Here is an 18,585-nt window from a genome sequence, read left to right as displayed (position 1 = left end):
CCATATCCGGGGCTGCTTACTCACTGCCCTCAGCGCGCCATCACCATGTCCCAAGGTCTCATCCCCGCCACCATACTGACCGGTTTTCTGGGCTCTGGAAAAACCACCCTGCTCAAGCGCATCCTGTCCGAGGCGCATGGCCAGAAGATCGCCGTGATCGAGAACGAGTTCGGCGAGGAGAACATCGACACCGACATCCTGGTGGCCGAGACGACCGAGCAGATCATCCAGATGAGCAATGGCTGCGTCTGCTGCACGATCCGCGAGGATCTGCGCACCACGCTGAGCGATCTGGCCGAGAAGCGCCGCAAGGGCGAGCTGGATTTCGAGCGCGTGGTCATCGAGACCACCGGTCTGGCCGACCCGGGGCCCGTGGCCCAGACCTTCTTCATGGATGACGAGATCGCCGAGAGCTATCTGCTCGACTCGATCCTGACCCTGGTCGACGCCAAGCATGCCGAGGAGCAGCTGAACAGCCGCCAGGAGGCGCGCCGCCAGATCGGCTTCGCCGACCAGATCTTCATCAGCAAGTCCGACCTGGTCGAGCCGGCCGCGGTCGAGGCGCTGACGCACCGCATCAAGCACATGAACCCGCGCGCGCCGGTGCAGACCGCCCATTTCGGCGAGGTGGCGCTGGCCCAGGTCTTTGATCTGCGTGGCTTCAACCTGAACGCCAAGCTGGAGATCGACCCGGGCTTCCTGACGGTCGACGAGCACGACCACGATCACCACCATCATGACCACGAGCACGACAAGCATTGCGATCACCCGCACCACCATGCGCATGACGACGATGTGAAGTCTTTTGTGTTCCGCTCCGACAAGCCCTTCAACCCCGCCAAGCTGGAAGATTTCCTGGGCGCCATCGTGCAGGTCTACGGCCCCAAGATGCTGCGCTACAAGGGCGTGCTGAATATGAAGGGCACCGACAAGAAGGTGATCTTCCAGGGCGTGCACCAGCTGATGGGATCGGACCTGGGCCCGAAATGGCTGCCGGGCGAGAAAAAGACGAGCAAAATGGTTTTCATCGGCATCGACCTGCCCAAGGACATCCTGATGCAAGGGCTGGAAGGTTGCCTGGCCTGAGCTCCCGAGGAGGTGTCAGCATGCTGGGGATTCATCGTGGCTACAATGCGCCCCGCCCGACCCCGGCGACATCGCCCCAGGAAAGCTGGTCAGCTTTGCCATCTAGCCCTTCAGAGCAGGTATAAAGCCCAGCAGTGAGGAGATTCAACGTGAGCAAGACCCCGGCCCCGAAACCCACCCCGACCCCTGCCCCGGCAGACGAAGGGCGGCCGGCCGTCAAGGCTGGCAAAAGCAGCCACAGCGGCAGCAGCGCGAAGGCCAAGGCCGCCGCACTGGATTCCTCCTCCTCCGCCTCGGTAGCCACACTCGAGGCGGCAGCACCACCCCTCGGCAGCAGCCGGTTTGCAGATCGTTTTGCGCCCCCGAAGCCGCCGACGCGACAAATGAGTACGCCCGTGATTGAAAGCCCCAAGAGCGCCGCCAAGGCCGACCCCAAACTCGTCAACGCCTGGAAGACCAAGGCCGGTCATGAACTGACCGACGCCGAAGTCATGGCCATGCCCGAAGCCGAGTACATGAACGACAAGCAGATCGAGTTCTTCCGCGCCAAGCTGACGGCGCTGAAGGACGGCGTGCTGTCGAACGCCGGCGAGACCACCGAGCATCTGCGCGAAGACACCTCCATCGTCCCCGATCCGGCCGACCGCGCCACCATCGAGGAAGAGCACGCGCTGGAGTTGCGCACCCGTGACCGCGAGCGCAAGCTGCTGAAGAAGATCATGCAGTCGCTGGCACGCCTGGATACCGGCGAGTACGGCTATTGCGACGAGACCGGCGAGCCCATCGGCCTGGGCCGGCTGATCGCCCGCCCGACCGCCAATCTGTCCCTGGAAGCCCAGCAGCGGCGTGAGCTGAAGCAGAAGATGTTCGGGGACTGAACCCCGCCCTGTCCTCTCACCACCCAGCCAAGGTCCGGCGCGCATGACAGAACCGAAAGACGGCGAGAGTTTCTTCCGCAAGGTCGCGCGCTTTGTGGCCAACCCGACGACCGACTGGGCGGAGATCAATTCGCGCCAGGACGACCCCGAGGGCGATCTCGCCAAGGCCGAGTTGCGCGCGATGGTGGAGCGCAAGCGCCGCAATGATTTCGTGCGCAAGCGCGAGCTCGACATGCTGCGCCGCGTGCGCCGCGAGGGACTCAGCCCCGAGCAGCTCGCCGCCCTGGGCAGCAGCAGCTCGCGCATCGACGAGATCGAGCGCAGCAGCGACCTGAACTCCAAGATCGATCTGGGCGTCAAGGCCAAGATCGACGAGATCGAGCAGCAGATGGTCGGCGAGAGCTTCGCGCCGACGCAGATCGCCGGCAACCATCCGCCGGGCTTTTTCGAGACCAGCACCCGGCCGGTGCATTTCTCGGCCACCACGACCACCGCGCCGCCGCCGGCGCGCGTCAGCCAGTTCGCCACACCCGAGGAGGTCGAGCGACTGGAATCGGTGCCGCCACCGGCCGCTGCCGTGATGGGCGCGGGCCTGCCGCCACTGTCCGATGCCAAGCCCAGCGTGCTGCCCTCGCTGCAACCGCTGAGCTTCAGCAAGGACAGCCGCTCCTTCGCACTGCCCCCCAGCGCGGCGCCCGCCGCGCCGCTGAGCTTCCGCGCGGTCGAGCCGGCCGCCGTGGCGGTCAACGAGATGGTGCACGACCCCGAGCTCGACGAGATGGTGATCGCCTTCGCGAACGCCGACTACGCGAGCTGCGAGCAGGGCCTGACGGCCCTGATCAAGCCCGGGGGATCGCGCCACCAGCATGCCGAAACCTGGCTGGTCGCCTTCGATCTCTACCGGGCCACCGCCCAGCAGGCCAAGTTCGAGTCGCTGGCGCTGGACTATGTGCATCTGTTCGGCCTGTCGCCGCCGCAGTGGTTCTCGCTGCCCAAGCTGGTGGCCGAAGGGCTCAGCAAGGAGCGTGCGCCGATGGGCTCGGCCGGCGGTGTCTGCTGGGCCGCCCCCGAGTATCTGGACGCCGAGTCGGTGGCCCAGCTGCAAAAGCGCTGCGAGAACCTGCCGATGCCCTGGGTGCTGGACTGGGCCGCACTGCGCCGCCTCGACACCGAGGGTTGCGCCAGGCTGCGCGAGCTGTTCAGGCGCTGGGCCGGCCAGCAGGTCGATATGCGCTGGCTGGCCGGCGATCAGTTCCTGCTGCAGCTGCGCGAGCTGGCGCCGGTCGGCGCCCGCGATGTCGACCCCGCCATCTGGATGCTGCGCCTGGAAACGCTGCGCCTGGTCAACCGGCCCGACCAGTTCGACGAGGCCGCGATCGACTACTGCGTGACCTACGAGGTCTCGCCACCGTCCTGGGAGCGTGCGGTCTGCCGCGTGCGGGTCAGCGGCCTGACCCTGTCCACCAGCAGCCCGCCCAGCAGCAATGCCCATCCCGATTCGGTCACGCTGACCACCAGCTTCCTCGAATCGACCATCACCGAACAGACGCGCATGCCCTCGGCCGTGCAGCTGGAGCTGTCCGGCCAGCTCAGCGGCGACATCAGCGAGACCCTGCAGCTGATGACGGCCGAGCTGGGCGCGGCCAGCCTGGTGACGATTGCCTGCCCCAAGCTGATCAGGCTGGACTTCATGGCCGCCGGCGATCTGCTGAACTGGGTGCTGAGCCGGCGCAGCGAGAACCGCGCCGTGGTGTTCAGCGAGGCGCACCGCCTGGTGGCGCTGTTCTTCGGCGCGATGGGGATCAACGAGCACGCCAAGGTCAAGGTCCGCCAGGCCTGATCTCGCCCTTTGCCCGGGCCTGGTGTTGAACCCGGCCCCGGCGCCCCTATCTGGAGTCCTTATGGACCAACAACAACATCCCGTTTATCACGGCACGACCATCGTCAGCGTGCGCCGCGGCAATCAGGTCGCCATCGGCGGCGACGGCCAGGTGACCCTGGGCCACATCATCGTCAAGGCCAGCGCCCGCAAGGTGCGCAAGCTGCATCACGACAAGGTGCTGGCCGGTTTTGCCGGCGCCACCGCCGATGCCTTCACGCTGTTCGAGCGCTTCGAGGCCAAGCTGGAGAAGCACCAGGGCCATCTGGTGCGCGCCGCCGTCGAGCTGACGCGCGACTGGCGCACCGACCGCGTGCTGCGCCGGCTGGAGGCCATGCTGGCCGTGGCCGACCGCACGGCCTCGCTGATCATCACCGGCAACGGCGATGTGCTGGAGCCCGAGCAGGGCATCGTCGCGATCGGCTCGGGCGGCGCCTATGCCCAGGCCGCCGCCAAGGCGCTGCTGAACCACAGCGAGCTGAGCGCCGCCGACATCGTCAAGCAGTCGCTGGTAATCGCCGGCGAGATCTGCATCTACACCAATCTGAATCACACGATAGAGATCCTGGAATGAGCAGCATGACCCCCCAGGAGATCGTCTCCGAACTGGACCACCACATCGTCGGTCAGAACGCCGCCAAGCGCGCCGTCGCGATCGCGATGCGCAACCGCTGGCGCCGCCAGCAGGTCGACGAGAAGCTGCGTGGCGAGATCACGCCCAAGAACATCCTGATGATCGGCCCCACCGGCGTCGGCAAGACCGAGATCGCGCGCCGCCTGGCCAGGCTGGCCGACGCGCCCTTCATCAAGGTCGAGGCGACCAAGTTCACCGAGGTGGGCTATGTCGGCAAGGATGTGGACTCCATCATCCGCGACCTGGTCGACATGGCGATCAAGCAGGAACGCGAGCTGCAGATGCGGCGCCAGCGCACCCGCGCCGAGGACGCCGCCGAGGAGCGCGTGCTGGACATCCTGGTGCCTGGCAGTGAGCCCGACAACAGCACCCGCCAGGTGATGCGCAAGCGCCTGCGCGAAGGGCTGATGGACGACAAGGACATCGAGGTCGATCTGCTCGACGCCAAGCCGACGATGGAGATCCTCGGGCCTATGGGCGGCCAGGGCATGGAAGAGATGGCCGAGCAGCTCAAGGGCATGTTCTCGCAGCTGGGGGCCGGCAAGCGCAAGACCCGCAAGCTCAAGATCGCCGAGGCGATCAAGCTGCTGGTCGAGGAAGAGGCGGCCAAGCTGCTCAACGAGGACGAGATCAAGGCCGCCGCCCTCAGCAAGGCGCAGGAGAACGGCATCGTCTTCATCGACGAGATCGACAAGGTGGCCAGCCGCGCCGAACATGGCGGCGCCGATGTCTCGCGCCAGGGCGTGCAGCGCGACCTGCTGCCCCTGGTCGAGGGCACGACGGTCAACACCAAGTACGGCATGGTCAAGACCGACCACATCCTCTTCATCGCCTCCGGCGCCTTCCACCTGAGCAAGCCCAGCGACCTGATTCCCGAGCTGCAGGGCCGCTTCCCGATCCGGGTCGAACTGGGTTCGCTGTCGGTGGAGGATTTCGAGGCCATCCTGAAGAGCACCCATGCCAGCCTGGTCAAGCAGTACCAGGCGCTGCTGGCCACCGAAGGGCTGACGCTGGAGCTCAGCGACGACGGCATCCGCCGCCTCGCGCAGATCGCCTACGAGGTCAACGAGCGCACCGAGAACATCGGTGCGCGCCGCCTGGCCACCGTGATGGAGCGCCTGCTCGACGAGATCAGCTTCGACGCCCACAAGCTCGCCGGCCAGACCGTCACGCTGGACGGCGCGGCGGTGGACGCCAAGCTGGGCGAGCTGGCGCGCAACGAGGACCTGAGCCGCTTCATTCTCTAAAGCGCCAGCCGGTGCGCCTGCAGCGTCAGAATCCCGTCGAAGATCAGGCTTTCGATCAGCTCATGCTCGATGTCCAGCGCCGGTGAGACCTTCCAGCCGGCACCGCCGGTCATCAGGGTCAGCGGCTCGTGGCCGGCGCGTTGCTTCAGGTGGCGGTGCATGCGCTCGATGGCGCCGGTGATCGCGTAGTTGCCGCCGCTGGTCAGCGCGTCCGAGGTATTGGTCGGGAACTCGCGCACCTCGCCGGTCGGCACGCGCAGGCCGGCCGTGCCACCCTCCAGCGCGCGCAGCATGATGCCGTGGCCCGGCAGGATCAGGCCGCCGAGAAAGTGGCCCTCGGCGTCGATCGCATCCACCGTGACGGCCGTGCCCACCATCACGACCAGCGCCGCCCGGGCCGGGCCGCGCGCCAGCACATGGTGACGGCCGCCGATCAGCGCGACGAAACGGTCGGTGCCGAGGCGGCCGGGGTGGTCATAGCCGTTCGTGACGCCGCCCGCATGGGCCGATGACACGACCCAGCGCGGTTCGATATCCCACAGCTCCAGCTGCTCCTCGACGCGGCGGCGCACCGCGTCGCCGGCCACATTGCAGCCCAGCACGCTGTGCGGCTGCGGCAGCTCGCGCCACTCGGCCTCGGCCAGGCGGTCGATGTTCTCCAGGAACACCGCGCCATGGGCCAGCAGCACCGCGCCGGGCTGGGGCGAGGCGTAGAGCGCCCACTTGAGACGGGTGTTGCCGATGTCGATGGCCAGAAAGCTCATGGCGGAATGGGAGGGGTTGGTCCGGTGCAGGCGCCAGCCTAACAGAGCGCATCGCGCTCAAGATCTGAACTGAGGCGCCGATAAGCATCGATAGGGCACGGCCTTGCCGTGGCCCCGGACAACAACAAGGAGACCGTGCCGCATGAAGTCCCTCTCGATCGCCACCAAGCTGTGGCTGCCCGTCATCGCGCTGGCTGCCACGGTGGTGCTGATGACGGTGGCCTCGGCCACCCGCACCGCCAAGCTGCAGGCCCAGGCCCAGCAGACCCAGCAGGCCCAGCAACGCAAGTTCGAGCTGTCGCTGCGCTGGCGCGGCCTGACCGAGGCCAATGCCGCCCGCGCTGCGGCGGGGCTGCTGAGCAGCGACGGCGCCGTGGCCACCACCTTCAAGCCCCAGATCGATGCCACCACGGCCACGATCTCCGAGATGCAGAAGGAGCTGGACGCCCTGGCCACCTCGGATGAGGAGAAAGCCGCGATGGCCCGCATTGCCGACACCCGCAAGGCCTATATCGCGAGCCGCAACGAGGCCGGCAAGCTCAAGACCGAGGGCCAGGCCGAGGCCTCGGTGGCGGCGCTGCAGGGCAGGATGCTGCCGGCCATCGCCAGCTATCTGGACGCCCAGGCCGACTTCGTCAAGCTGCAGCAGCAGCGCTCCGATGCGCTGCGCGAGCAGGCCGGTGCCGAGCGCATGCGCACGGTCTGGATCGTCGCGCTGGTGATGGGCCTGATCGTGCTGGGCCTGGCGGTCGCGACCTTCTATCTGGTGCGCTCGATCTCGACGCCGCTGCGCGAGCTGGTGGGCCAGGCCGAACGCATCGGCCAGGGAGACCTGAGCCAGCGCATCGCCGCACAGCCACGGGCCGACGAGATCGGCGATCTGCAACGTGCGCTGGGTGCGATGCGCGAGGCGCTGAACCGCGTCGTCGGCGAGGTGCGCCACAGCGCCGACAGCATCCAGACCGCCAGCCGCGAGATCGCCACCGGCAACACCGACCTGAGCCAGCGCACCGAGCAGACCGCGTCGAATCTGCAGCAGGCCGCCAGCTCGATGAGCCAGCTGACCGGCACCGTGCGCCAGAGCGCCGACGCCGCCAGCACCGCCAACCAGCTGGCCCACAGCGCCGCCCAGGTGGCGCAGCGCGGCGGCACCGTGGTCGGCCAGGTGGTGTCCACGATGGACGAGATCAACAGCAGCTCGAAAAAGATCGCCGACATCATCGGCGTGATCGACGGCATCGCGTTTCAGACCAATATCCTGGCCTTGAACGCGGCCGTTGAAGCGGCCCGGGCCGGCGAGCAGGGCCGCGGTTTCGCGGTGGTGGCCAGCGAGGTGCGTTCGCTCGCGCAGCGCAGCGCCGAGGCCGCGCGCGAGATCAAGGGCCTGATCGGCACCAGCGTCGGCAAGGTCGAGACCGGCGCCCGCCTGGTGCAGGACGCCGGCAGCACGATGGACGAGATCGTCGCCAGCGTCGGTCGCGTCACCGACATCATTGCCGAGATCAGCGCCAGCACCGTCGAGCAGAGCCAGGGCCTTGGCACGGTCAATGCTTCGGTCGCTCAGCTCGATCAGATGACGCAGCAGAACGCCGCGCTGGTGGAAGAAAGCGCGGCAGCGGCCGAGTCGCTGAGCGAGCAGGCGCTGAAGCTGGCCGAGCTGGTCAGCAGTTTCAAGCTCTGAACACCCCCCTGCTTTCAAAGGTCCCCATCGATGTTGCGCAATTTCAAGATCCGTCCCCGGCTGCTGCTGGGTTTCGGCCTGCTGGTGCTGATGACCGCCCTGCTGGTAGCCATCGGCGGTTTCGGCATGCATGTGGCCCAGCAAGGGCTGGCCGGCATCACCCAGCAGCTGATCCCGGTCAACAATGCCACCGTGGCGGCGCGCAGCAAGCTGCTGGAAAGCCAGGCGGCCACCGCGACCATGGTGGCGTCGATCTTCCAGGACGCCGAGACCAAGGCCGCCAAGGCCGCCTGGGACAAGGCCCAGCAGGGGCTGGATCAGGCGATGGAGGACTTCGGCAAGCTCGCCGCCACGCAGCAGTCCCAGGACAATCTGCAGCGCTTTCGCGGCCATATCGCGATCTACCGCCAGGCGGTCGCGCCGGTGGCCGCCCAGCTGCTGGCCAGCGGCTATGCCGACGCCCAGGAAGCCCAGGCCGCGATGAAGGCCGCCGATGCCGGCTATCAGCCGGCCGCCGCGATGCTGGCCGATATCGAAGCCAGCTTGAACAAGACCGCCGAGGCGGTGTTCAGCAAGGTCGACGGCATGGTGCAAAGCATCTTTGTCGGCTTTCTGCTGGCCTTTGCGGTCTTTGTCGCGGTGGCCCTGCTGCTGGCCTGGCGCATCGCGCTGTCCATCGTCGCGCCGCTGACCGAGGCGCAGCAGGTGGCCAGCCGCATCGCCGCCGGCGACCTCGGGCGCGCACCGGCCGCCCAGGGCCGCGATGAAGCCAGCGCGATGATGGCCGCGCTGGGCCAGATGCAGCAGTCGCTGGCCGATATCGTCGGCCAGGTGCGCCAGGCCTCGGAGAGCATCCAGGTGGCCAGCAGCGAGGTGGCCAGCGGCAATCTCGACCTGTCGACCCGCACCGAGCACACCGCCTCGAATCTGCAGCAAAGCGCCAGCGCGATGAGCGAGCTCAGCGGCACCATCAGCCACAGCGCCAGCGCCGCCGCCACCGCCAAGCAGCTGGCCGGCACCGCCGCCGAGGTCGCGCAGCGCGGCGGCGCCGTGGTCGGCCAGGTGGTGGCCACGATGGACGAGATCAACAGCAGCTCGAAGAAGATTTCCGACATCATCGGCGTGATCGACGGCATCGCCTTCCAGACCAATATCCTCGCTTTGAATGCCGCCGTCGAAGCGGCCCGGGCCGGCGAGCAGGGCCGCGGTTTCGCGGTGGTGGCCGCCGAGGTGCGCAGCCAGGCGCAGCGCAGCGCCCCGGCCGCGCGCGAGATCAAGGGCCTGATCGGGGCCAGCGTCGACAAGGTCGAGACCGGCGCCCGCCTGGTGCAGGACGCCGGCAGCACGATGGACGAGATCACCAGCAGCTCGAAGAAGATTTCCGACCTCATCGGCGTGATCGACGGCATCGCCTTCCTTACCTATCTCCTCGCTTTGAATGCGGCCGTCGAAGCGGCCCGGGCCGGCGAGCAGGGCCGCGGTTTCGCGGTGGTGGCCGCCGAGGTGCGCAGCCTGGCGCAGCGCAGCGCCCAGGCCGCGCGCGAGATCAAGGGCCTGATCGGGGCCAGCGTCGACAAGGTCGAGACCGGCGCCCGCCTGGTGCAGGACGCCGGCAGCACGATGGACGAGATCGTCTCCAGCGTCGGCCGGGTCAGCGACATCATCAGCGAGATCAGCAGCGCCGCCAGCGAGCAAAGCGGCGGCATCACCCGCATCAGCGGCGCGGTCGGCGAGCTCGACCAGATGACGCAGCAAAACGCAGCCCTGGTCGAAGAAAGCGCGGCCGCCGCCGCCTCGCTGCAAGATCAGGCGGTGAAGCTGGCGGGCTTGATGAGCCGGTTCAGGCTGGGATAAGGCTGGGACAAACCATCTCCCGCCGCCTTTGCGGATAGGCAAAGCACTGACATCAGGGCAAATCCCGAGCGCAAAGCTCGCGACTAACGCCCACCCCTTGCGGCACGACGGCTATGCTCGCACGTCGACATAGACAGGGAGCTACAAAATGAAGTTGATCTACTCGTCCGCAGCCTTGCTGCTCTTGTCCGCCTGCGCGGGCACTTCGCCACCGCCGGCACAGACGGAGACTGCGGCGGTCGTCGCCGAGGCCAAGCCAGTGTGCTTCGAGGACGCCCCCACCGGAACACGCTTCACCCGCACCAAGTGCGTGTCCGCAGCGCAGGACAAGGCGCGCCAAGACGCGGGACGGCAGGCGGCAGACGAGCTGAGCCAGATTCGTCGGATGCCCACGGACATGAAGTAGCGCTGTCGCTGGGGCAGCGCTGCGGCCGCTAGGCGCAGACCTGCGCAGCCAGGCCCTGCGGATCCACCGTGCGGGCCTTTGCCTGCGCTGCCACCTCACCGATGACCAGCACCGCCGGGCTGCCGAGACTCGGGTCTTGCCCGAGCGTCGCGGCAAGACCGTCCAGCGTGGTCAGCGCCTCGCGCTGCCGCTCGGTATGCGCCGCGGAGATCACCGCCGCCGGCATGTCGCCACGCATGCCGGCGGCGCGCAGCTGGGCCACGATGTCGGCGCAGCGGGCCACGCCCATATAGATCACCAGGGTCAGGCCGCTCCTGGCCAGCGCCGCCCAGTCGGGCGCGCGGCCGCCGTCGCCGTTATGGCCGGTCACCAGAGCCACGCCCGGCGTGCAGCGCCGGTCGGTCACCGGGATGCCGATGCTGGCCGGCCCGGCCAGGCCGGCGGTCAGGCCGTTGACGATCTCGACCTCCAGGCCAGCAGCGCGCAAAGCGTCGACCTCTTCGCCGCCACGGCCGAAGACGAAGGGATCGCCGCCCTTCAGTCGAACCACGCGCGCGCCGCTGCGCGCCTCGCGGATCATCAGTTCGTGGATGAAGCGCTGCTCGGTCGACACGCAGCCCCCCCGCTTGCCGACCTTCAGCACCCGGGTGTGGGGCGCCAGCAGCGCCAGCACGCGGGCATCGACCAGATCGTCGACCAGCACGACATCGGCCGCCTGCAGGCGCTTGAGCGCCTTGACGGTCAGCAGCTCGGGGTCGCCGGGGCCGGCACCGACAAGGGCGATGGGAAAGCTCGGGGTGGTGTTCATGCTGTCAGCTCGCAGGGAGTGGCATCGACCAGCCGGCGCAAGGCCGGCAGGCAGGAACCGCATTGGGTGCCGCAGCGCAGCGCGCCCTGCAGGGCGCGCAGACGCTCGGCCGGATCGGCACCGGCGCATTGCGCCAGCTGGCCCCGGATGCGGGCTTCGGAGACATCGAAACAGTTGCAGACCTGCGGGCTGCGTGGGGCCAGGTCTTGCGCCGGGCCGGCCTCGGGGGCCAGCAGACGGCGGCCATGCGGCGCCACGGCACCGGCCTCGCGCCACAGCGCCTGCAGCCAGGCGCCCTCGCCCGCCTCGCCGACGCGCAGCAGCCCATGCAGGGTCTGGCCGCCGTCATCGAGCTTGAGCAGCCGGGCACGGCCGCGTCGCGTGTCGGCATAGCGCAGCACCGACGCCCCCCGCAGGCCCAGCGCGGCGGCAAAGTGCTCGATCAGCGCCGGCACCAGCGGTGCGGCGCTGGCGCCCTCGAAACTCCAGCCCTGGCGCCCCTCGGGGCCGGCGACCGGCACGCAGTGCCCGTAGTCCAGCTCGCCCAGCAGCGCGCGCAGCGCCGCGCCGGCCTGTTCGTCCCAGACCGCGCCCGAGAGCCGCCAGGGCAGCTCCAGGCGCTGGATGTCGACGGCTGCGAACTTCAGCTCGGGCTGGCGCGAGTCGGGGCAGAAGGCCGGCTGGGTGATGGCATTGACGCCCAGCAAGACCTGGCCCTCGCTACTGCCCTCGCTGCCTTCGCTGTCGCGACCGGAGACGAACTCCTGCCCCCAGTGCATCGCCACATAGGCCTGGGCCGGCGCGATCGCGGCATCACCCAGCAGCGGCAGGGTCAGCGCGCCACGGGCCGAGCGCACGCGCACCAGATCGCCGTCCTTGAGGCCGCGTCGCGGCATGTCCTGCGGGTTCATGCGCACCAGCGGTGCGCCCTCGTGCCCGAACAGCCGGGGCACGACGCCGCTGCGGCTCATGCCGTGCCACTGGTCGCGCAGGCGGCCGGTGCTCAGCACGAAAGGGTGTTTCGCATCGGCCCGATCGCGCGCCGGCTTGAAGGGCTGGCTGATGAAGCGGGCACGGCCGTCGGGTGTCGCGAATCGGAGGTCCTGGTAGAGCCGAGCCCGGCCGGCGCCAGCGCCCTCGGGGAAGGGCCATTGCTGCGGGCCGGCGCTATCCAGCAGGCCGTAGCTGAGGCCGGTGATGTCGAGGTCGCGGCCGCGCGTGGCCTCGCGGTGCTCCAGCCACAGCTGCTCGGGCCGCTCGTAGCCAAAGCGGCGCGGTGCGCCCAGGCGTTTTTCCAGCAGCTGCGCAACGTCGCGGACGATCTCCCAGTCGGCGCGCGCGCTGCCGGGCGGTGGCACGGCGGCGCGCACCCGGCTGATGCGGCGCTCGCTGTTCGTCACCGTGCCCTCCTTCTCGCCCCAGGTGGCGGCCGGCAACAGCACATCGGCATAGGCGGCGGTGGCGGTATCGGCAAAAGCCTCCTGCAGTATCACCAGCTCGCAGCGCTCCAGCGCCCGGCGCACCAGGGCCTGCTCCGGCAATGACTGGGCCGGATTGGTGCAGGCGATCCACAAGGCCTTGATCTCGCCGCGCGCGGCGGCCTCGAACAGCTCGATGGCGGTCTTGCCGGGCGTCTCGGGCAGCGTGTCGACCTGCCAGAGCCTGGCGATCTCGGCCCGGTGGGCCGCGTTGGCGGGGTCGCGGTGGCCGGGCAGCAAGGTGGCCATGCCGCCGGTCTCGCGTCCGCCCATCGCATTGGGCTGGCCGGTCAGCGAGAAGGGGCCGGCGCCGGGCCGGCCGATCTGGCCGGTGGCCAGATGCAGATTGATCAGCGCGGTGTTCTTGGCCGTGCCGCTGCTGCTCTGGTTCAGGCCCATGCAATAGAGCGACAGGCTGGCCGGCGACTGGGCGAACCACTGCGCGGCCTGCAGCAGATCGGCCTCCTGGATGCCGCAGATTCTGGCGGCGGCGGCGGGCGTCATCGCCCGCACCAGGGCCTTGAGTTCGGCAAAGCCTTCGGTATGGGCGGCGATGAAGCCCTGGTCTATCCAGCCCTCCCAGATGCAGACGTGCAGCAGGCCCTGGAACAGCGCGACATCGCTGCCCGGCTGGATCTGCAGATGCAGGTCGGCGAACTCGGCGCTCTCGGTGCGACGCGGGTCGACGACGATGATCTTCATCTGCGGCCGCTTCAGCCGCGCGTCCTCGATGCGGCGAAACAGGATGGGGTGGGCCCAGGCCGGGTTGGCGCCGGCGATGAAGAGGCAGTCGCTCTGCTCCAGGTCTTCGTAGCAGGCCGGCGGCGCGTCGGCGCCCAGACTTTGCTTGTAGCCGACCACGGCCGAACTCATGCACAGGCGCGAGTTGCTGTCGATATTGTTGGTGCCGATCAGCGCGCGGGCCAACTTGTTGAAGGCGTGATAGTCCTCGGTCAGCAACTGGCCGGAGATGTAGAAGCCGATCGCATCGGGGCCATGTTCGGCGCGGATCGCGGCGAGCCGCTCGGCGATATGCGTGTTGGCCTGAGCCCAGCCGACGGCCTCGGCCGCAGCCCCTCGCACGGCGCGCAGGGCCGGCTGCAAGAGGCGCCGGGTCTGCAGCACCATGGGCGTGGCGGTCAGGTGCAGGGTCGAGCCCTTGCTGCACAGGCGGCCGAAGTTGGCCGGGTGATCGGGATCGCCGCGCACGCCGGTGATCTGCGTGCCCTCGCTCGCTATGAGCACGCCGCAGCCGACGCCGCAGTAGGGGCAGGTGCTGCGGGTCTCTTGCCTCATGATCTCAGCAGGCCCGTGTGCAGGGGCCGGCCTTGACCGGCGCCAGCTCGATGGCCAGCGTGTCCAGCTCGGTCCGGTTCAGCAAGACCTGGCCCCCTTCGATGCGGACGCTGAAGCGGGGCGTGCTGCCCTCGTCGGGCTCGCGCGCGCAACCGGTGTCCAGCGCAATGGTCCAGTTGTGCAGCGGGCAGGCCACGGCCTTGCCGAACACGATGCCCTGGCTCAGCGGCCCGGCCTTGTGCGGGCAGCGGTCCAGGAGGGCATAGACCTGATCGTCGGCGGTGCGGAACAGCGCCACTTGCGGCCCCTGGGCGCGCTGCACGCGGCGCGAGCCCAACACCGGGATGTCGGTCACGGCACAGATTTCTTTCCAGATGTCGTTCATTGCTCAAGCTCCTTGCAGCGCGTCGAACTGACGCAGATCGACCTTGGCCTTGTCGAAATCGAACCAGGGGTCGGGCTCGCCGTCGAGCGCGTGCTGCAGCTCGGCCCACAGCGTGCGGCGCAGCTCGTGGTCGTCGAGGATCTTGGCCTTCACATAGTCCAGGCCCACGCGGCTGACGTAGTGCACGGTGCGCTCCAGATACCAGCCCTCCTTGCGGTAGAGCTGCATGAAGGCGCCGGTGTACTCCAGCACCTCGGCGGCGGTCTTGAGCTTGGTGAAGAAGTGCGCCACCTCGGTCTTGATGCCGCCATTGCCGGCCACATACATCTCCCAGCCGCTGTCCACGCCGATGATGCCGACGTCCTTGATGCCCGCCTCCGCACAGTTGCGCGGGCAGCCCGACACGGCGAACTTGACCTTGTGCGGCGCATACATGCGCCACATCGCGCGCTCCAGATCCTTGCCCATCTGCGTCGAGTCCTGCGTGCCCATGCGGCACCACTCGGAGCCCACGCAGGTCTTCACGGTGCGCAGCGCCTTCGCATAGGCGTGGCCCGAGGGCATGCCGATGTCCTTCCAGACATTGACCAGGTCTTCCTTCTTCACGCCCAGCAGGTCGATGCGCTGGCCGCCGGTGACCTTGACGGTGGGGATCTGGTACTTGTCCACCGCGTCGGCGATGCGGCGCAGCTCCGAGCTCGTCGTCTCGCCGCCCCACATGCGCGGGATCACCGAGTAGGTGCCATCCTTCTGGATATTGGCGTGGGCGCGCTCGTTGATGAAGCGGCTTTGCGGATCGTCCTGCGCTTGCTTGGGCCAGGACGAGATCAGGTAGTAGTTCAGCGCCGGGCGGCAGCTCGAACAGCCGTTCGGGGTCTTCCAGGCCAGCGCCTTGTAGACGGCGTCGAGACTGGTCAGCTGCTGCGCGAAGATCGCGTCGCGCACGTCCTGGTGGCTCAGCTCGGTGCAGCCGCAGATGGCCTTCTTCTTCGGCGTGGCCGAGTAGTCGCCGCCGGCGGTGAACATCAGCAGCTGCTCGACCAGGCCGGTGCAGGAGCCGCAGGAGGCGCTGGCTTTCGTGTGCTTGCGCACCTCCTCCAGTGTGAACAGGCCCTTGTCCTTGATGGCCTTGCAGATCGTTCCCTTGGTGATGCCGTTGCAGCCGCAGACCTCGTCGCTGTCGGCCATCGCGGCCGCCTTGTTGTGGCCCTGGTGGCCCACATCGCCGATATTGCTCTCGCCGAACATCAGCTTGTCGCGGATGTCGTGGATCTTGCGGCCCTCGCGCAGCAGCTTGAAATACCAGCTGCCGTCGACCGTGTCGCCGTAGAGGCAGGCGCCGACCAGCTTGTCGTCCTTGATCACCAGCTTCTTGTAGACGCCGGCGAAGGGGTCGCTCATCACGACCTCCTCGAAGCCCTCGCCCCCCATGAAGTCGCCGGCCGAGAACAGGTCGATGCCGGTGACCTTGAGCTTGGTCGATGTCTGGCTGCCCAGATAGCGGCCGATGCCGAACTGGGCCAGATGCGTGGCGCAGACCTTGCCCTGCTCGAACAGCGGCGCGACCAGGCCGTAGGCGATGCCGCGATGCGCCGCGCATTCGCCAACCGAGTAGATGCGCGGGTCGGTCACCGTCTGCATCGTGTCGCTGACGACGATGCCACGGCTGCAGTGGATGCCGGCGGATTCGGCCAGCGCGGTATTGGGCCGGATGCCGGCGGCCATCACGACCAGGTCGGCCGGGATCTCCTGGCCGTCCTTGAACTGCACGGCCATCACCCGGCCGTCCTTGCCACCGATCAGCGCTTTCGTCTGCGCACCCAGCATGAACCTCAGGCCGCGCGCCTGCAGCGACTTGCGCAGCAGTTCGCCGGCCTGATCGTCGAGCTGGCGCTCCATCAGCCAGTCGCCGATGTGCACGACGGTGACCTGCATGCCGCGCAGCATCAGGCCGTTGGCCGCCTCCAGGCCCAAGAGGCCGCCGCCGATCACGACCGCATGCTGGTACTTGGTCGCCGCGTCAATCATCTCGTTGGTGTCGGCGATATCGCGGTAGGCGATCACGCCGTCCAGCTCCTTGCCGGGCACCGGCAGGATGAAGGGGCTGGAGCCGGTGGCGATCAGCAGGCGGTCGTACTCGGCTTCGGTGCCGTCCTCGGCGATCACCTTGCGGCGGATGCGATCGATCTGCGTGACGGTCTTGCCCAGGTGCAGGGTGATGCCCTGCTCGGCATACCAAGACAGCGGATTCAGGATGATCTCGGCTATCGTCTGTTCGCCGGCCAGCACCGGGCTCAAGAGGATGCGGTTGTAGTTGGGGTGCGGCTCGGCACCGAACACCGTGATGTCATAGAGATCGGGGGCGATCTTCAGGAGCTCTTCCAGGGTGCGCACGCCGGCCATGCCGTTGCCCACCATCACCAGCTTCATCTTCTTCATGCCATGAGCTCCTTGCAAGGGAAAGCGGCGGCAGAATCGCCGCCATGAGTTTTGACATCGCCATCGGTTTGGCCAGCGCGCGCGGTCCGCGCGAGGGCAATGAGGATTTCGCGGCCGTGCAGCGCCCCGGTCCCGGCGACGAGGCGATGGGCTGGATCGCGGCGCTGGCCGACGGGGTCTCGGCCGGCGGCGGTGGCCGCATGGCCGCCCAGACCACCGTGATGAGCCTGGTGCGCGACTACCACGCCACGCCCGCCAACTGGGACACCACGGCGGCGCTGGACCGGCTGATCGCCGCACAGAACACCTGGCTGGCCCAGCACAACCGGCGCGATGCCCGGCACTCGGCGCTGACCACGCTCAGCGCCGCCGTGCTGCGCGGCCACAGCTACACGGTCGCCCATGTCGGCGACAGCCGCATCTACCTGCTGCGCGATGGCCACTGCCTGCCGCTGACCCAGGACCATGTGCTGGACCAGCGCACCGACGCCCTGTTCGCGCGCCTGAGCCGCGCCATCGGGCTGGACGATGCGGTGCGGGTCGACTACGCCCAGGGCGAGCTGCGTGCCGGCGACCGTCTGCTCTTGTGCAGCGATGGCGTGCACGGCGTGCTGCGTCCGAAGCGCCTGGCCGCGCTGGCCGCCGAGGGCGAGGCCCAGGCCGCCGCCGATGCGCTGGTGCAGGCCGCGCTGGCGGCCGGCGGCCAGGACAACGCCACCGCGCTGATCCTGCAGCTGCGGGGCCTGGCGCCGGGCCAGTACGACGATGTGCTGGGCGCCGCGCAGCGCCTGCCGGTGCCGCCCCGGCTCAAGCTCGGCGAGCAGCTCGACGGGCTGACCATCACCGCGCTGGTGGCCGACAACGGCGTGCACCGGCTCTACCAGGCGCGCCGCGAAGACGGCAGCCTGGTCGCGATCAAGACCCTGCACGAAGCGCGAGCCAAGGACCCGCAGGAGCGCGCGATGCTGGCGCACGAGGGCTGGCTGGGCCAGCGCCTGGCGGCGGCCGGCGGCCTGGTGCGCGCCCATGAGGCGCCCGATGCCAGCGCCTTCTACCTGCTGTTCGACTGGCATGGCGGCCGCACGCTGGAGCAGCTGCTCGGCGAACGCCCCAGCCTGCCCGACTTCCTGGCGGCCGCCACCGCCCTGACCCAGGCGCTGGGCCGGTTGCACCGGGCCGGCGTCGTGCATCGCGACATCAAGCCCGCCAATATCCATCTCGGCCACGACGGCCAGTGGCGCATCCTCGATCTCGGCGTGGCCCTGTCCGGCCGCGAACCCGAGGCCTTGCGCGAGCTGCATGCCGGCACGCCCAGCTATATCAACCCCGAGCAGTGGGCCGAGCCGCCGGCCCAGGCCGATGCCGGCAGCGATCTGTTCGCGCTGGGCGTGAGCCTGTATCAATGGCTGACCGGCCACCTGCCCTATGGCGAGATCGAGCCCTACCAGCGCGCGCGCTACCGGCGCGACCCGCTGGCGCCCTCGCGCAATGTGCCCCAGGTGCCGATCTGGCTCGACCATGTCTTGCTGAAGGCGATCAACCGCGAGGCCCATCTGCGCTTCGAGACCGCCGAGGAGCTGCTGCTGGCGCTGGAGCGCGGCGCCGCGCGCCCGCTGCCCGCACCCGGCAGCACGCCGCTGGCGCGCCGCAACCCGCTGGCGCTGTGGCAGATCGCACTGGCCGTCTCGCTGCTGTTCAATCTGCTGCTGAGCTACTGGCTCTTGTTCCTGCCGCGCTAGGCCGCAGGCCG

The 18,585-nt window shown here is 68.7% G+C and carries 14 protein-coding genes; 9 read left to right on the top strand and 5 right to left on the bottom strand.

Annotation, left to right across the window (positions count from 1 at the left end; genetic code table 11):
* The first annotated feature begins 45 nt into the window (after nt 1–45).
* The 5 genes from ABGI63_RS07385 to hslU all read left to right on the top strand — a co-directional run bounded on the left by ABGI63_RS07385 (nt 46) and on the right by hslU (nt 5,724).
* Nucleotides 46–1,086 carry a CobW family GTP-binding protein gene (locus ABGI63_RS07385; RefSeq protein ID WP_349741845.1) on the top strand — a complete coding sequence of 347 codons (1,041 nt, stop codon included), beginning with the start codon at nt 46–48 and terminating at the stop codon, nt 1,084–1,086.
* Nucleotides 1,087–1,220: 134 nt separating this feature from the next.
* Entirely contained in the window at nt 1,221–1,964 is a 744-nt protein-coding gene (gene dksA, locus ABGI63_RS07380; RefSeq protein WP_349741844.1) for an RNA polymerase-binding protein DksA, read from the top strand.
* Between the two features lie 43 nt (nt 1,965–2,007).
* Nucleotides 2,008–3,804, top strand: a complete 1,797-nt coding sequence (locus ABGI63_RS07375) for a hypothetical protein (RefSeq protein ID WP_349741843.1) — start codon at nt 2,008–2,010, stop codon at nt 3,802–3,804.
* A 61-nt stretch (nt 3,805–3,865) separates the two neighbouring features.
* Nucleotides 3,866–4,417: an ATP-dependent protease subunit HslV gene (hslV, locus tag ABGI63_RS07370; protein ID WP_262970260.1), complete on the top strand. Its 552-nt coding sequence runs from the start codon at nt 3,866–3,868 to the stop codon at nt 4,415–4,417.
* A complete protein-coding gene (hslU, locus tag ABGI63_RS07365; protein WP_349741842.1) occupies nt 4,414–5,724 on the top strand; it encodes an ATP-dependent protease ATPase subunit HslU in 1,311 nt (436 codons plus the stop codon). Before hslV ends, hslU begins: the two co-directional genes overlap by 4 nt.
* On the opposite strand, the gene ABGI63_RS07360 is transcribed toward hslU, so the two are convergent.
* A complete protein-coding gene (locus ABGI63_RS07360; RefSeq protein ID WP_137944839.1) occupies nt 5,721–6,488 on the bottom strand; it encodes a type III pantothenate kinase in 768 nt (255 codons plus the stop codon). The genes hslU and ABGI63_RS07360 overlap by 4 nt on opposite strands.
* 142 nt (nt 6,489–6,630) lie before the next feature.
* Between ABGI63_RS07360 and ABGI63_RS07355 the strand changes: the two genes are divergently transcribed.
* The 3 genes from ABGI63_RS07355 (at nt 6,631) to ABGI63_RS07345 (ending at nt 10,429) form a co-directional block, all read left to right on the top strand.
* Nucleotides 6,631–8,169 carry a methyl-accepting chemotaxis protein gene (locus ABGI63_RS07355; RefSeq protein ID WP_349741841.1) on the top strand — a complete coding sequence of 513 codons (1,539 nt, stop codon included), beginning with the start codon at nt 6,631–6,633 and terminating at the stop codon, nt 8,167–8,169.
* 30 nt (nt 8,170–8,199) lie between these two features.
* The gene (locus ABGI63_RS07350; protein WP_349741840.1) at nt 8,200–10,023 is read left to right on the top strand and encodes a methyl-accepting chemotaxis protein; all 1,824 of its coding nucleotides are present in this window, start codon (nt 8,200–8,202) and stop codon (nt 10,021–10,023) included.
* 148 nt (nt 10,024–10,171) lie between these two features.
* A complete protein-coding gene (locus tag ABGI63_RS07345; RefSeq protein WP_349741839.1) occupies nt 10,172–10,429 on the top strand; it encodes a hypothetical protein in 258 nt (85 codons plus the stop codon).
* A 28-nt stretch (nt 10,430–10,457) separates the two neighbouring features.
* Here ABGI63_RS07345 and cobA read toward each other — a convergent pair whose 3' ends face one another.
* Genes cobA through nirB form a run of 4 tightly spaced genes read right to left on the bottom strand, consistent with a single transcriptional unit; the run spans nt 10,458 to nt 16,835 of the window.
* Nucleotides 10,458–11,237 (bottom strand): uroporphyrinogen-III C-methyltransferase, encoded by a 780-nt coding sequence (gene cobA / locus ABGI63_RS07340; RefSeq protein ID WP_349741838.1) that lies wholly within the window; start codon nt 11,235–11,237, stop codon nt 10,458–10,460.
* Nucleotides 11,234–14,011 (bottom strand): nitrate reductase, encoded by a 2,778-nt coding sequence (locus tag ABGI63_RS07335; protein WP_349741837.1) that lies wholly within the window; start codon nt 14,009–14,011, stop codon nt 11,234–11,236. The genes cobA and ABGI63_RS07335 overlap by 4 nt, the downstream gene beginning before the upstream one ends.
* A gap of 4 nt (nt 14,012–14,015) precedes the next feature.
* On the bottom strand, nt 14,016–14,396 hold the full coding sequence (gene nirD, locus ABGI63_RS07330) for a nitrite reductase small subunit NirD (RefSeq protein WP_349741836.1): 381 nt from the start codon (nt 14,394–14,396) through the stop codon (nt 14,016–14,018).
* A gap of 3 nt (nt 14,397–14,399) precedes the next feature.
* Nucleotides 14,400–16,835, bottom strand: a complete 2,436-nt coding sequence (gene nirB / locus ABGI63_RS07325) for a nitrite reductase large subunit NirB (RefSeq protein ID WP_349741835.1) — start codon at nt 16,833–16,835, stop codon at nt 14,400–14,402.
* Between the two features lie 44 nt (nt 16,836–16,879).
* On the opposite strand from nirB, the gene ABGI63_RS07320 reads away from it, so the two are divergent.
* On the top strand, nt 16,880–18,574 hold the full coding sequence (locus ABGI63_RS07320; protein WP_349741834.1) for a bifunctional protein-serine/threonine kinase/phosphatase: 1,695 nt from the start codon (nt 16,880–16,882) through the stop codon (nt 18,572–18,574).
* The last annotated feature ends 11 nt before the right edge of the window (nt 18,575–18,585 follow it).

It is taken from the genome of Roseateles cavernae (assembly GCF_040187885.1).
GTDB lineage: Bacteria > Pseudomonadota > Gammaproteobacteria > Burkholderiales > Burkholderiaceae_C > Roseateles_E > Roseateles_E cavernae.
Note: the sequence above shows the minus strand (reverse complement) of the source record. Positions and strands in the feature narration are given on the sequence as shown.